11 protein-coding genes and 1 tRNA gene are annotated in these 14213 nt (G+C 71.6%); 7 read left to right on the top strand and 5 right to left on the bottom strand.

The window, feature by feature from the left end:
* Nucleotides 1–113 precede the first annotated feature (113 nt).
* Nucleotides 114–187 (top strand) — tRNA-Pro (locus ACZ597_RS15355).
* A gap of 540 nt (nucleotides 188–727) precedes the next feature.
* Here ACZ597_RS15355 and ACZ597_RS15350 read toward each other — a convergent pair.
* From ACZ597_RS15350 to ACZ597_RS15340, 3 genes are all read right to left on the bottom strand, one after another.
* Nucleotides 728–1003 carry a hypothetical protein gene (locus ACZ597_RS15350; protein WP_471329406.1) on the bottom strand — a complete coding sequence of 92 codons (276 nt, stop codon included), beginning with the start codon at nucleotides 1001–1003 and terminating at the stop codon, nucleotides 728–730.
* A gap of 20 nt (nucleotides 1004–1023) precedes the next feature.
* Nucleotides 1024–2040 (bottom strand): NAD(P)H-dependent flavin oxidoreductase, encoded by a 1017-nt coding sequence (locus ACZ597_RS15345; RefSeq protein WP_471329403.1) that lies wholly within the window; start codon nucleotides 2038–2040, stop codon nucleotides 1024–1026.
* A 160-nt stretch (nucleotides 2041–2200) separates the two neighbouring features.
* Nucleotides 2201–3475 carry an FAD-dependent oxidoreductase gene (locus ACZ597_RS15340; RefSeq protein ID WP_471329401.1) on the bottom strand — a complete coding sequence of 425 codons (1275 nt, stop codon included), beginning with the start codon at nucleotides 3473–3475 and terminating at the stop codon, nucleotides 2201–2203.
* A 113-nt stretch (nucleotides 3476–3588) separates the two neighbouring features.
* Here ACZ597_RS15340 and ACZ597_RS15335 point away from each other — a divergent pair, with 113 nt between their 5' ends.
* From ACZ597_RS15335 to ACZ597_RS15315, 5 genes are all read left to right on the top strand, one after another.
* The gene (locus ACZ597_RS15335; RefSeq protein ID WP_471329398.1) at nucleotides 3589–6252 is read left to right on the top strand and encodes an ATP-binding protein; all 2664 of its coding nucleotides are present in this window, start codon (nucleotides 3589–3591) and stop codon (nucleotides 6250–6252) included.
* A gap of 619 nt (nucleotides 6253–6871) precedes the next feature.
* Nucleotides 6872–7066, top strand: a complete 195-nt coding sequence (locus ACZ597_RS15330; protein ID WP_471329395.1) for a ferredoxin — start codon at nucleotides 6872–6874, stop codon at nucleotides 7064–7066.
* Between the two features lie 336 nt (nucleotides 7067–7402).
* Nucleotides 7403–8530, top strand: a complete 1128-nt coding sequence (locus ACZ597_RS15325; protein WP_471329392.1) for a cytochrome P450 — start codon at nucleotides 7403–7405, stop codon at nucleotides 8528–8530.
* A 106-nt stretch (nucleotides 8531–8636) separates the two neighbouring features.
* Entirely contained in the window at nucleotides 8637–9692 is a 1056-nt protein-coding gene (locus ACZ597_RS15320; protein WP_471329389.1) for a response regulator transcription factor, read from the top strand.
* 6 nt (nucleotides 9693–9698) lie between these two features.
* On the top strand, nucleotides 9699–10406 hold the full coding sequence (locus tag ACZ597_RS15315; RefSeq protein WP_471329388.1) for a response regulator transcription factor: 708 nt from the start codon (nucleotides 9699–9701) through the stop codon (nucleotides 10404–10406).
* 56 nt (nucleotides 10407–10462) lie between these two features.
* Here ACZ597_RS15315 and ACZ597_RS15310 read toward each other — a convergent pair whose 3' ends face one another.
* Both ACZ597_RS15310 and ACZ597_RS15305 read right to left on the bottom strand, forming a co-directional pair.
* The gene (locus ACZ597_RS15310; RefSeq protein ID WP_471329385.1) at nucleotides 10463–11719 is read right to left on the bottom strand and encodes an MFS transporter; all 1257 of its coding nucleotides are present in this window, start codon (nucleotides 11717–11719) and stop codon (nucleotides 10463–10465) included.
* A gap of 2 nt (nucleotides 11720–11721) precedes the next feature.
* A complete protein-coding gene (locus tag ACZ597_RS15305) occupies nucleotides 11722–12636 on the bottom strand; it encodes an alpha/beta hydrolase (RefSeq protein WP_471329382.1) in 915 nt (304 codons plus the stop codon).
* Nucleotides 12637–13046: 410 nt separating this feature from the next.
* Here ACZ597_RS15305 and ACZ597_RS15300 point away from each other — a divergent pair, with 410 nt between their 5' ends.
* The gene (locus ACZ597_RS15300; protein ID WP_471329380.1) at nucleotides 13047–14183 is read left to right on the top strand and encodes a nucleotide disphospho-sugar-binding domain-containing protein; all 1137 of its coding nucleotides are present in this window, start codon (nucleotides 13047–13049) and stop codon (nucleotides 14181–14183) included.
* Nucleotides 14184–14213 lie beyond the last annotated feature (30 nt).

The following is a 14213-nucleotide window of genomic DNA, read 5'->3' as shown; positions in this document are numbered from 1 at the left end:
CCCGCGACCGCGCCGCCGCACCCGCCCGCGGAAAGGTGCGCGCGACCAGCCCCGGAAGTGCGGTATTGTTCTCGTGCCGGTCAGGCCAGGGGAAACCCCAGGTCAGCAGGCATCGGGACGTGGCGCAGCTTGGTAGCGCACTTGACTGGGGGTCAAGGGGTCGCAGGTTCAAATCCTGTCGTCCCGACTCGAAAGAGTCGCAGATCAAGGGGCCGTTTTGGAGCAATCCAGAACGGCCCCTTGATCGTTTTTGGGGACCTGCGGGGGACCAGGGCGCGCAGTGCGGGTCAGATTGCGGTGACGGCCGCGACGGGCAGCGAACGAGGTGCACGGAGCACCACGAGGTGCGCAGTCAGCGCGGCAGCGGCTGCGGTGAACTGGCCGGCGTCGGGGTGCAGGTAGCGCTGAGCGGTGGTCAGTGAGCCGTGGCCGGCTCGCGCATGACGTGGGCGGCACGTCGGCGTCGGCGAACCAGGTCGGTCCGGTGTGGCGCAGGCCGTGCCGTCGGAGGTGTTCGAAGCCGAGTTCCGCGACGACGTCGTCCCGCTACCGGGACCAAGTCCTGTGTGTACCACCGACCGGACGGGTGAGAATGGCCCCTCGCACGCGCTGACCGGGCCGGGCGTCACCAGCCCCCCGCGTCACCCCCTGCACACCTGCGGCCTCTGACCCCGACCCGGCGCCCGGGTACCCGAGCGTGCCCGCGCGCCGGTGCCCGGCGGCGCCGTCACGGTGCCCGGCTGCCGGGGACTGCTCCTGTTCGTTTCACGTGCCTTTTGAAGGAGCCGAAGTGCGTTCGACCTTGCGTTACAGCTCCGCCGCGCCGGTCGTGGCCGCCGCTCTCGCCGCGGGCCCGCTCGTGTCCGCCGAGGCCTGGTCGGCGAACGGTCCCGGCGGCCCGGCGGCCGGCGGTCTCGCCGAGGATGACGAGCCCGGCGGCGCGCAGCCTTCGTACGACGAGCTGCGCCTGGGCGGTGCCGTCGAGGGCGGTCAGAGCTTCCACGTCTCGGGGGCTGAGGGCCGTCACGGCCCTGGGCCGATGGCGTGGGCCGCTGCCGCCAGCGCCGCCTCGGCTTCCCTCACGGTCCGGCGGACGATCTCGCCGGCGGGCAGGATCTCGTGCACGAGGGCGGTCGACTGGCCGGTGAAGGGGAGGTACTCCTCGCCGCCGCCGCCGAGGATCGCGGCCATCACGCGAGGCACGGTCTCCGCGGGGTCCACCTGTTCAGGGTGCTCGCGCAGGGCGTCCACCAGGGGGGTGCGAAGGCAGCGCGGCACCCCCGCACTGCGGGGGAGGTTGAACGGCGGCAGGATCCGCTCGCTGCCCAGGGCCTTCACCGCGTCCGAGGCGGCGGACTCGACGATCCGGCTCTTCCAGGCCTGGGACACACTCATCTCCTCCGATGCGAGGAACCGCGTCCCCATCAGCACACCCTGGGCGCCCAGGGCGAGTGCCGCGGCCAGGCCACGGCCGTCGGCGATCCCGCCGGCCGCGAGTACGGGTACCTCGCCCGCCATGTCGACCACATCGGGGACCATCACCATCGTGCCGACGTCCCCGCCCTGCCCACCGGCCTCGCCGCCCTGCGCGACGATCACATCCGCTCCGGCCCGGAGAGCCTCGTCGGCCTGACCGCGGCTGGAAACCTGCTGGATCCAGAGGATGCCGGCATCGTGGGCCCGGGTGATCAGGTCGGGCGGCACCGCCAAGTGGAAAGAGATCGCTGCCGGTCGCTCCTCGATCGTCGCCTGGAACGCTTCCTCGTCGAGGGGGCGGCTCGTGTGGTTGATCGCGAACGGCCGGTCCGTCAGCCGCCGCAGCCGAGCCCACTGCTCCCGCAGTTCCGGGAGGGGCCGCACCGCCGTGCCGAGGCTGCCGAGCCCACCGGCCCGGCACACCGCGGCCGCGAGACCGACCTCGTCCCAGGGGCCGAAGGGCGCGCAGACGATCGGGGCATCGATACCGAGAAGGCGGCATACAGGGGTGGTCAGCATCAGGATCTCCAGCGGGCTCGCGACAGTCCTGCGGCGAGCGGCCATGGCACATGCTTCTCAGTCCCATCATTCCGTACGCCGCCGTCCCGGGCCTCGTGAAGAGCCCGATCATGATCGGCCGGACACGTCCGCTGCGTGGACCCTGCGCCGGCACGCGCCGGGGAACGGGCGGATGCCCGCCGGGAACGGCCGCACGCAGTCGCTGTCAGCGAGGTCCCGCGGGTTGCCGAGCGGGGGCAGCGGGGCGCCGTCCCCGCCGGCCGGGCGCCCACGAGCCGACCGCGGCCCGGATCATGACCCTGGGGTTCAGCAGTACCGATGGGGGTGCTGCCCGCATCGCGAACGCCGCGAGCCGACGGGAGATGTCCGGGTCGGACACGGCTGCCGTGCGGATCGCCCGCTGGAGCGAGCCGGGTGGCCTGGCGAGTGCTTCCCGCCGGCCCATGGCGTCGTACGCGTCGATGAACCGGTGTGCCCGGCGGTAGCCGCGCAGCGCGCGGTGCAGGTCCCGGCCCTGGGCCAAGGGCTCGGCGGTCGCGTCGGCCAGCCAGGCGGCACTGCGGAAGGCCCAGCCGCAGCCCACGGCCGGAACCGGGTCCGAAGCGGTGGCCGCGTCGCCGATCAGGGCCAGCCCGGGCCGCGGTACGGGGTCCCGGCGTATGCACGGGTAGTCGGTGGTGCCGATGAGGTTCGACACCTGCCGGGCGCCGACGAGGGAGGGCCCGTCCGGCAGGCACCTGACGAACCGGTCGAACGCGCCCTGCCGCTCGGCGGCGAACTCAGGCAGTCGGTCCTTCGCCGGGAAGACACCCACCTGGGTGAGCCCGTCGTCGACACGGATGCAGACGGCGACGTCCCGGCCCACGGGCCAGACCTGGCCGTCGCCGGGGCCGTTCATCGTCGCTCCCTCGTAGTACGTCCAGAACAGGAAGCGCTCGTTCGGGGCGTGGTCCTCGGGGACCTCCGCGAGTCGGGCGACGGTGGAGTGGTGGCCGTCCGCGCCGACGACCAGGCGGGCGCGGAGCTCGGTGCGCTCGGCCTCGCCGTTCGCGGCGACCACACCGCGTACGCCGCCGGCATCGTCCTGGAGGAGGCCGACGACGCGGTGTCCCGGCATGAGGTCCACGCCCGGAGCAGCAGCGGCGATCTCCCGCAGCAGAGGGTCCAGCTTGCTGCGGCGCAGGCTGATCGCCGGCGGAACCGCACTGTCCGGCCGCGGGACGATCCAGCCGTGCTCCGTCCACACGCCGAGTCCGCTCGTCACGGCCGCGCCGTGCGTGACCATGGGCTGCCAGAAATCCAGTCGCTCCAGGACGTCGTGCGTGCCGCCCAGCACGAAGTGGCCGCACAGCGTCTTGTGCGCCCGGGGGCTGCGATGCCGTTCGACGAGTGCCACGCGCAGCCCGGCCCGGCCGTACGCCGTGGCCGCCGTGCAGCCCGCGATGCTCGCGCCGACAATGATCACGTCGTAGTCGTCCATGACTGCCTCCGCCGCTGCGTTCCGTTGCTTCGGTCATGACGCAGCATGCGCAGCCGGGCCGGCCGAGGACATCGGTAGTCGATACCCAACCTCGTGGCGGAAGCCTGCCTACCATGGACAAGGTGACGGTCGGCCCCTGCACGCTCGAGGAACGGGACGGCGAGATCGTGTCGCTGACCCGCTGGTGGGGTGAGGCATGCGTCGGCACCGGACGGCTCGTTCTCGTCGGCGGTGACGCGGGGGCGGGCAAGACCGTCCTGGTCGAGGAGTTCGGCCGGAGGCTGGGTGACGTGCGCCTGCTCCGTGGCAGCTGCGAACCCCTCGCCACGCCGCTTGCGTTCGGTCCGCTGCGCGACATGGCCCCCAGCCTGTCGCCACCGCTGCGGCAGAAGCTCACCGGCCCGGCCGATCCGGTGGAGGCACGCCGACTGATGCTCGACGAGTTGCGCGGCGGCGCAGACCCCACCCTCGTGGTGCTCGACGACGCGCACTGGGCCGACGAGGCAACGCTGGACCTGCTGCGATTCCTGGGCCGCCGCATCGAGACCTGCCCGGCCATGCTCGTCGTGGTCTACCGGCAGGACGAAGTGGGGTCACGCCACCCCCTGCGAGTCCTGGCCGGGGACCTCGCGGCCCTTCCCGTCGTACGCCGGCTGACCGTGCCGATGCTGTCCGAGGCGGCCGTGGCACGGCTCGCGGCGGGAACGGACGTCGATCCGGCCGAGCTGTACCGCCGCACGGGCGGCAACGCGTTCTTCGTGACCCAGGTCCTGGGGGATGGCCGGGCCACCGTTCCCTCCACGGTCCGGGACGCGGTGCTCGCCCGCGCCGCCCGCCTGGAGCCCGGTGCGCGGGAGGCGCTCGACGCCCTCGCCTGTCTCGGGACCCGGGCAGCCCCATGGCTGGTCGAGGCGGTTTCGGGCCGGGCGGCCGACGACCTCGACGCCTGCGTGGACCGCGGGTTGGTCGCCGCCGATGACGGTGCGGTCACGTTCCGCCACGAGCTGGTCCGTGTTGCGGTCCTGGAGGCGATCCCACCGGGACGCGCGGCGGCCCTGCACCGGCGGGCACTGGCGGTACTCGGGGCACGACCGCCCGGCGAGGTGGAACCGGCGCGGCTCGCCGATCACGCGGAGCGTGCCGACGACCGGGCCGCCGTGCTCGCCTACGCACCCCTCGCGGCACAACGGGCATCCACGCTCGGGGCCCACACGGAGGCCGCGGCACACCTCCGCCGTGCACTCCGAGCGTTCCCGGGCGGCCCGGACGCGGACCGGGCCGGGCTCCTGGAGGAACTCGGCCGGCAGTGCCATCTCGCCGATGACCTCGACGGCGCCCTGCGCGCCCGGCAGGAGGCCGTCGAGGCGTGGCGAGAGGTCGGCGACGACCGCAGGCGGGGCGGGGCGCTGGTCGGGCTGGCGATCACCGCCGCGCACCTGGCCCGGGAGATCCCGCTCGGCGAGAAGGCGTGCGACGAGGCACTCGCACTGCTGGCGGGGCAGCCACCAGGGCCCGAGTACGCACTCGCCTGCGCCATCCGCGGCAAGCTCTCCGCAATGGCGTTCCGCAACGCCGACGCGGTCGCGTGGGGCGAGCGGCTCCTCGCGATGGCCGGCGAAGGCACCGGACCGCTGGAACGGGCGCTCGCGCTGCTGCCCATCGGCATCGGCCGCGCCCAGGACGGCGACCCGGCCGGCCTCGACCTGATCGGGGAGAGCGTCCGACTGGCACGCGGGGCATCCGCACACGATCAGGCCGGCCTCGGCTACTTCTGGCTCCAGCTGGTCTGCGTGACCCGCCGCTGGTACCGCGAGGCCGAGCGGTGGTACGGGGAGGCCCTCTCCTTCACCGAAGAACGCGGGCAGGAGGTGTGGCGCCAGTGGCTGCGCGCCTTCCGGTCGCGGGCGCTGCTCGACCAGGGACGGTGGGACGAGGCCGAGGCGCTCGCCTCGGAGGTGCTGCGTACGGCGGGCGTGGACGACGGGCGCAGGATGATCGCCATGGTGGTGCTGGGCCGGCTGCGGTCACGCCGGGGGGACGCCGATCCCCGACCCCTGCTGACCCGGGTGCGTTCGGTCATGGTCACGGCCGAGCCGGTCGTCGGCTGGATCATCGGATCCACGCCGGCGCTGGCGGAAGCCGCGGCGTACACCGGCGACCTCGACGAGGTACGCACGGTGGCCACCCCGGCCCTGCCCGCCGCCGCGGCGCAGGGCGAGCCGTGGCTCCTCGGCGAGCTGGCCTACTGGCTATCGCGCGCCGACGGACCGGCCTCAGTCCCGGCGCGGGCAGCAGAACCGTACCGGCTCCAGCTCTCGGGCCGCCCGCGCGATTCGGCAGAGCGATGGCAGGAGATCGGCTGCCCCTACGAGGCCGCGCTCGCGCTCGCCGACACCGCGGACGAGGGAATGCTGCGCGAGGCACTCGCGGCCTTCGACCGCCTGGGAGCACGCCCGATGCGTGACATCACGGCCCGCCGCCTGCGTCGGCTCGGGGTGCGCGACATCCCCAGACGGCCGTCCCGCGGTGCCGGCCCGGACGGGCTGAGCACGCGCGAGCAGGAGGTGCTCGCCCTCTTGGCCGACGGACTCCGAAACGCCGAGATCGCCGACGAACTGTTCTTGTCGCGGCGCACCGTGGAGCACCACGTCGCCGCCGTGCTGCGCAAACTCGGCGTGGCGAACCGGTCGGAAGCCGCTCGGTACGCCCGGCGAAACGACGTGACCGCTCGCCGGCCGATCGTGCCCCCGTCGTCCCCGTCGCCCCTGACACCGTGACCGAGCAACCGGAAACGCCTTCGGTCCGGAGCCCGGCGACCACGAGGACTGCGATGGTGCGTCCACCCCGCGTACGCCGAAACGGGTGCCGGGCCGCTTGGACGCCCGGTGCGTACCTGCACGCCCTGCAGCGCATCGGCGCCGTCACCCGGTTCCCCGTCCAGGGAAGGCTTCCGAGAGCGGTTGTCGGCGGCATCGCCCAAATCGCCCCCGGGGAGGCCCCGTTCGCGGACGACGGCGTCCAACGCGCTCCTGTACACTCGGGTGGTCCGTGTGGTGTGGTGCTGTTGTTCGACGCCCGCACGGTCGGTGCCGTGCCGCAGCCGCCCGTTTGGCGACCAGCCTGGGCGTTGTCGGAGGCCGGGCCATCAGCTCCGCCTCACCCTGCGCGACCGGACCGTGGTCGCGGCCCCCCGCCCGCCCCGTCGTCTCCACCCGGAAGCCTCGCTCCACCCGACGGGCCGGCGGCCGTGTCGGCACGCGTCGCCTGACATGCCGTCAGGCTCCTCTTCCCGCGTGCCGTCTTCGTGGTCAGGTGCCGCGGCGACCCCTTGAACCCACCCGGGCACCGGCTGAGCACTGTCCGCTGCCCAGATCATTGTTTCGCGAAGGAGAGAGTGTGCGCATCACCATCGACAACGACACGTGTATCGGCGCCGGACAGTGCGTGTTGACGGCGCCCGGAGTATTCACGCAAGACGACGACGGGTTCTCCGTGTTGCTCCCGGGCATGGAGCACGGGGGCGGGGACCCGTTGGTGCGCGAGGCGGCCCGTAGCTGTCCGGTGCGGGCGGTCACCGTCTCCGAGGACTGAGATCCGGATATTCGCACGGCGCGTCCGATTTCCGGATTCACCTCGGAGTGCGTGCTCCCATTCTGTCGGGCGCACGACGAAATACCGGACGCCGGTACCGTCCGAATGAGCGCACGACCCTGCTCTTCATGGACCCGAGTCGGCCGAGCCGGCGGGAATTGCCGGAGGGGATCAACTGCCGGAGAGGGCCTGTAGTGTTCCACCGGGCGCGACCAGTTTGGCGGCGGCCCGCGCGACCTCGGACCAAGAGGTCGGGCGGGCCGGTGCGAGAATTACGGAGGTGGACCGTTGTCGGATTCCTTGAAGACCCCTGAGTCGCAAGTTCCCAGTTTCCCCATGGACCGTACGTGCCCGTACGACCCGCCCGCCGGATACCGGGAGATGGCGGCAAAGGGGCCGCTGACCAAGGTGGCGTTGTACGACGGGCGGCTGGTGTGGCTGGTGTCCGGGCACGAGGAGGCGCGGACGCTGATGACCGATCCGCGGATTTCGTGCGACCGACAGAATCCCGATTTCCCGATCCTGGCGGAGTACGCGGCGGAGTTCGTCCGCCGGGTGCGCAATCCGCTGCTAGGGGTGGACGAGCCGGAGCACGGGCCGAACCGCCGGATGCTGATCCCGGCCTTCTCGCTCAAGCGGGTCGCCGGGATGCGGCCGGGCATCCAGGCAGTGGTCGACGAACTGCTGGACGAGATGCTGGAGAAGGGCCCGGGGGCCGACCTGGTGCCCGCGTTCGCGCTGGCGGTCCCGTCGAGGGTGATCTGCCAACTGCTCGGTGTGCCCTACGAGGAGCACGCGTTCTTCGAGGAGCAGTCGCGACGGATGCTGCGCGGACCGCTCGCCGAGGACGTGCACGACGCCAGGGGGAGGCTGCGCGAGTACCTGGACAAGCTGATCGTCGAGAAGGAGACGGCTCCCGGTGACGGGCTCCTCGACGAACTGGTCGAGGAGCAGCTGAAGCCCGGGCTGATCAACCGTTGGGACCTGGCCACGCTCATCATGGTCCTGCTCGTGGCCGGACACGAGACCACGGCCAACATGCTTTCCCTGGGCGCCTTCACGCTCCTCGAACACCCCGATCAGCTGGCCCGGTTCCGCGCGGAACCGGAGGCGGTGGCGGAGACGGTCGAGGAGCTGCTGCGGTACACGGCCATCGCGGACCTGGTGCCCCGCGTGGCCACCGGGGACATCGAGATCGCCGGGGAGACGGTCCGGGCCGGAGACGGCCTGCTTTTCGCCACGTCGACGATCAACCGAGACCCCGCCGTCTTCCCCGATCCCGATCTGTTCGACGTGCGCCGGGGGCAGCGCCAGCACCTGGCCTTCGGCTTCGGAGTCCACCAGTGCCTGGGGCAGAACCTGGCGCGGGCCGAAATGGAGATCGCGCTGAGCTCGCTGTTCGCCCGTATCCCCGGGCTGCGCCTGGCCGTTCCCGCTGCCGACCCGCCCTCCGGAATTCGGTAACCCCCTTCCTGTATGCGGTACTTGCTGGATTCAGACTTGACCGGTCCTCTAGTGGCCGGTTATGTTTCTTTCACTAGTCAGAAGATAATTTCCGCATACCGGAAGTATGGTCACGGGGACGATGGAGTCGCCCGGGGGTTTGGTGCGTCCGGTGCCGTCGCCAGGTGTATGCCGGCCCACGTCGTCGGGCCTCGTTGGCGCGCCCGCAGGCCGTTGCCGCGCGGCGCCCTTTTCGGATTCTTCATCTGCGGAACCGTGCGAAGAGTGGGGGCTTCAGCGTCAGAACAGGAAACGCTTTTCAGTTGGCGATTCGGGGGAATCCGACGAAGGCGAAGGACCTGTTGCAGTGATCGGCCGGATGCGGTCCTGCCGCCGGTGTTCTCTCAGGTGTCTTCGGCGGCTGCCGCCTTCCCGAATCCCCATGGGTCGTCAGTGGTCGAAGCCGCTGCAACAGAAGGATTCCAGGCTAAAGCTCGTGCGTATCTTGATCGTAGACGATTGTCCAGAATCGGCAGAGGAACTCAGTGGAGATCTTTCCGGTCACGGATTTCGGGTGGAATTCGTGAACTCCTGGCTGCCGGCTCTTCATCTCTCCAACTCCGTGGACGCGATACTCCTCGATGTTTCGCTTCCCGGCGTGGACGGGTTCGAACTCTGCAGAGCCATCAGGTCGCAATCTCCGGTGCCCGTCATCATCGTCAGCAGCCGGGGGGATGAGTTCGAGCGCGTGCTGGGCCTGAAGATGGGCGCGGACGACTACGTCCTGAAGCCGTACGCGCCCCGTGAGCTCGTCGCCCGGATCCAGGCAGTGGTCCGCCGTGCCTCCGGGTACCAGGAGCGAAGCCCCCGCCGGCGGCACGTGCTCGAACTGTCCGGCGTGCGCATCGACATGACCCGGCGGGCCGTTGCGGTCGAGGGGCGCGCGGTCAGTCTGACCCGGAAGGAATTCGACCTGCTCTCCCTCCTGGTATCCGAATCGGGCGAGGTGGTGAGCCGCGACCGGATCATGACGCGTGTATGGGGACACGACGGAGCGGGTGACGTGCGTACCCTCGGGGTCCACGTCTGCAACCTGCGCAGGAAACTGGGGAAACCCGACCTGATCGAAACCGTGCGGGGCGTGGGGCTTCGCCTCTGCGACCCGCAGCCCGTGGGCGGGTGAGCGTCGGTGACGGACACACTGACCCACCGCGGTGTCGTACCCGTGGCACCCGCCGCCTGGCGGGTACTGGTCGCCGAGAGCGACGCCTCGGAGGCGGAGGACCTGATGCACGTCCTGCGACGGCACGGGCACGAGCCCACCTGGGTGCGCAGCGGCGACGCCGCACTGCGTGAGTACGTGGACGCGGACCTGCTGCTGCTCGACCTGGAACTGCCCGATCTGGACGGTCTCGAGGTATGCCGGCGCCTCCGCTCCGACAGCACCATCCCCTTGATCGCCCTCACCGCCCGGGGGAGCGAACTCGACCGCGTCCTCGGCCTGCGGGCGGGCGCCGACGACTACTTGGTGAAGCCCTACGGCTTCCTGGAACTGATGGCGCGCATAGACGCCGTGATGAGACGGGTGGTCCAGGTCCGTTCCGCCGCGTCCCCGGTCATCCGCCGTGGAACCCTGTGCATCGACCGGGCCACCCGGCAGGTCACCGTGGGCGACCGCCGGATCGACGTCACCCCCAAGGAATTCGATCTGCTCCATCTCCTCGCGTCCCGCCCGGAGGCCGTTCTGCTGCGGAAGGAGATCATGCAGCAGGTCTGGGGCGACACGTGGTCCCGCCGCACCATCGACACGCACGTGAGCAGCCTCCGCAGCAAGCTCGGCAGCAGCGAGTGGATCCTCACCGTCCGGGGTGTCGGCTTTCAGTTCGGAGGCCGCTGACACCCGCCGGCCGGGACCTCGGTACGCGGTCCGGGCCGGCCCCGGCGACCCGCGCCTCACGCGGGTGAGGGCGGAGAGGCGGACAGCGGCACGGGCTGCGCACGCCGGTCCCGCGCGCGCTGCACGGCGTACGCGGCCACCGCCGCGACCAGTGACGCCAGACCGCCCAGGACGAGCCCGGACCGGGCCCCGAGCCACTGCGAGAGCCAGCCGACGAGGAGGGCGCCGAACGGCGTGGATCCCTGCAGTACCAGTGTGTAGAGGGCCATGACCCGGCCTCGGTACTGGGGAGCGCTGCCGAGCTGTACGCGGTGGTTCGCCGCCTGGGCGAAGTAGCTGGCGCTGAAGCCCGTGAGCGCCAGGAGCAGAGCGGCGGAGAGCGGGCCCGGAGCCCAGCCGGCGGCTGCCGTGAGAAGTCCGAAGACGAACGCCGTGAAGATCACGGTGCCGCTGGACGGCCGGCCGCGGCGCGCGGTGGTGGCGAGCGCGGCGAGCAGCGAGCCCACGGCGAACGCCGTGGTCAGCAGCCCGAAGGTGGTGGCGTCCGTGTGGAACACGGTCTTGGCCATCAGGGGCAGGGTGAGCTGGAAGTTCAGCCCGAACAGGCTGACCACGGCCACCAGCGCCAGGACGAGCAGCAGGTCCGGGCTGCTCCTGGCATACCGCAGCCCGTCGACGACCCGGGGGCGATCCGGCCGTCGCGCCACCACGCGGTACTCCGACGGCCGCATCCGCCGCAGCGCGACGACCGTGGCCAGATAACTGACGGCGTTGAGCAGCATGACCGGGCCGACGCCCGCCGACGCGATGAGCAGGCCCCCCACCGCCGGGGCGGTGATGCGTGCCACGTTGAAGTACGCGGCGCTCAGTGCCGAGGCGTTGGGGAGCAGCTCGGGACCGACCAGTTCACCGACGAAGGACATCCTGGTGGGGATCTCGACGGCGTTGACCACGCCGAGTCCGAGGGTGAACAGGTACACGTGCCACAGTTGGAGGGCGCCGCACAGCTGGAGCAGGCTGAGGAGGCCGGCCAGGGCCCCGGACGCCAGGTTGGCCGCCATGAGCAGCCGGCGCTTGTCGTACCGGTCGGCGAGCCGGCCGCCGTACAGCGTCAGCAGCAGTACCGGCGCGAACTGGAGGGCCGTGACCGTGCCGAGCGCGATGCCGGAATCGCCGGTCAGCGACAGGACGAGCCAGTCCTGGGCCATGATCATCATCCAGGTGCCGGTGGCGGAGAGCACCTGTCCGGCCGTGAACAGCCGGAAATTGCGTACGGACAGGGAACGGAACATGCCGGTGGGCTTCTTCTCCATGGTCAGCAGGGCGTGACCGCTGCCTCGTGCCCCGCCAGACACTCCTCGAGGAAGGCAAGGGCCCGCAGGTGGTAGGCGCGGGCGGTCCAGCCGAGGCTGATGTTGTGCCCCGCGGCGCTCTGCCGCTCGACGACGACCTTCGATGCCGCGAGCAGTGACCGGATCCCGGCCAGGTCCTCCTCGTCGTGCCGCCAGATCGCCTCGTGCTCCGCGAAGGTCAGCCGGACCGGGACGCGGACCCGTGCGGCTATCCCGGGGAAACGGCCGGGCCAGCGGGGGAGTTCCTCCTGCTCGCGCGGCGGCATGGGGGTGACCACGCTCCCGCTGTGGCGGAAGGTGCTGGGCGGATACAGCCGCAGCGGCCCCCAGCTGCGCGTCCAGCGGACATGCCCGCCCTTGTCGATGACCGCCTCCGGGGCGATGGTGTAGTCCCGCGCGCAACCGGAGATCTCCAGACCGAGGATGCGGCCCCCGGCGTCGTCGGCCGCGCTGGTCAGCGCCAGCTTTCCGCCGTAGGAGTGTGCGAGCAGGAGCAGGCCGCGGCCGGTGTCGTACCGGTCGCAGAAGTCGTCGAGGGCGGCGCGCAGGGTCAGGGTCTGCTCGGCCAGGGTCTGGCCCTCGGGATGGGTCAGGGCCGAGGCCCCGTAGCCGGGACGGTCGACGGCGAGCACGGTCAGCCCCAGGCTCGCCCCCAGGGTCAGCAGCGACAGCCCGCCCGCGGCCTGGCTGTGGAAGTACCCGGAGGTCATCCCGCCGCCGTGCAGCGCCACCACCACCGCCCGGGGGGCGCCGTGCTCCGGCTCGGCGAGCAGCCCCGAAACGGGCGTGCCGGCGGCGTCCAGCACGATCCGGCGGACGGAATCGGACGGAACGGGATCGGCCGCGGTGGGAACGGAGCGGTGTGCACGACGGGACATGGGTCTCCTGCGCAGGGGAGGCCTTTCGGCCGGGAATACTTCGAATACGGAGCCATGGGGCCGTCACAGGCTGGCATTCGCCCTCCGGGGCAGCAAGGCGGCATGACCTATCGTCACAACCCTCTGACGGACTTTGACATTGCTCTGACTTTGCAGCCATTGATCGCCGCCGGTCCAGCGGGAAGGCTTCACCGTAGCTCCTGCCGTGCCGCCCCGGAACTCCCGGTAAAGGCGGCCGGTCAGCGCCAGAAGAACGCAATTGCACGCCTCGGAGAACTCCACCGGTCCGTTGAGTCCACGTGAGTCCATGGCGAACGCCATCGTTGATTCGCGCGGGTCGCATTCGTCGGCAGGGGAACGGCCGGTGCAGGTTCGCTGCGCCGGGCCGCGCCCGAACCAGGAGGCTCACTGTGAAGGTTCTGTTCGTCGCCGGACCCAGTTCCGCGACGCTGTTCGCGCTCGCACCGCTCGCCCAGGCGGTCCGGTCCGCCGGCCATGAAGTGATCATGGCCACGACGGAGGAGATGGTGCCGGTCGCCGAACGGCTCGCGATTCCGTTCACCACGGTCACCGACCGCACCCTGGGCAGCCTGCTGACGACCGACCGGACCGGAGCGGTGCTGCCCCTGCCGCAGACCCTCGCCGAGCACCGCCGGTTCGCCGGCAGCTGGTTCGCCCGGCTGGCGGCCTACACGCTGGACAACCTGCTCGAGCTGACCCGGTACTGGCGTCCCGACCTGGTCGTCGGCGGCACCAGTTCGTACGTGACGGGACTGCTCTCCGCCCACCTCGGCGTCCCGCACGTCCGCCAGACCTGGGACACCCTGCGGACGGGAGAGGTGATCGACGGCCACGCCGACGAGGAACTGGCGCCGGAGCTCGCCGCCCTGGGCCTGAAGGAGCTGCCGCGCCCCGATCTGTTCCTCGACGTCTGCCCGCCGAGCCTGCGGGCACCCGAGGACGCCGGCGCCCGCGGGATCCGCTGGGTCCCGGGGAACATGCAGCAGAAGCTGGAGCCGTGGACGCTGACCCGGCCCGAGCGGCCGCGGGTGTGCGTCACCTCCGGCAGCCGGGTGGCCGTCACCGAGAGCCAGGAGTTCCTCCGGAGCCTGGCGAGCAGCGTCCAGGACCTCGACGTCGAGATCGTGGTCCCCGCGCCCGAGGAGGTGGCCGCCGAGCTGCGTGCCGCGGTCCCCGGCGTGCGGACCGGCTGGATCCCACTGGACGTTCTCGCCCCCACCTGCGACGTGGTCCTGCACCACGGTGGCGGGGTCACGGCCATGACCGCGCTGCACGCGGGGGTGCCGCAGCTGGTGCTGCCGAGCTTCCCCACCTTCGGGGACTCCTGGGCGCGCCTGGCGGACCAGGGGGCGGCCGAGGTGCTCATGCCGGAGCAGCAGTCCGAGGCGAGCGTGATCGCCGCCTGCCGGAACCTGCTGACGCGGACCGGGTACCGCGAACGCGCGGCAGACCTCTCGCGGGAGATCGGCGCCATGCCCGGCCCGGCCGAATTCGTCGCTCCGCTCGAGGAGCTCGCGGCCCGCTGACGGCCGCCACCGCTTCCACGGCGCGTACCC

The sequence above is a fragment of the Streptomyces sp. NPDC040718 genome (assembly GCF_055593565.1).
Note: the sequence above shows the minus strand (reverse complement) of the source record. Positions and strands in the feature narration are given on the sequence as shown.

Bases quoted from the DNA above. Each gene is read 5' to 3' on its own strand.
- ACZ597_RS15335 (WP_471329398.1), top strand. From the start codon at position 3,589: ATGGACAAGGTGACGGTCGGCCCCTGCACGCTCGAGGAACGGGACGGC.
- ACZ597_RS15305 (WP_471329382.1), bottom strand. From the start codon at position 12,636: ATGTCCCGTCGTGCACACCGCTCCGTTCCCACCGCGGCCGATCCCGTT.
- ACZ597_RS15345 (WP_471329403.1), bottom strand. From the start codon at position 2,040: ATGGCCGCTCGCCGCAGGACTGTCGCGAGCCCGCTGGAGATCCTGATG.
- ACZ597_RS15310 (WP_471329385.1), bottom strand. From the start codon at position 11,719: ATGGAGAAGAAGCCCACCGGCATGTTCCGTTCCCTGTCCGTACGCAAT.
- ACZ597_RS15320 (WP_471329389.1), top strand. From the start codon at position 8,637: ATGGTCACGGGGACGATGGAGTCGCCCGGGGGTTTGGTGCGTCCGGTG.
- ACZ597_RS15325 (WP_471329392.1), top strand. From the start codon at position 7,403: ATGGACCGTACGTGCCCGTACGACCCGCCCGCCGGATACCGGGAGATG.
- ACZ597_RS15340 (WP_471329401.1), bottom strand. From the start codon at position 3,475: ATGGACGACTACGACGTGATCATTGTCGGCGCGAGCATCGCGGGCTGC.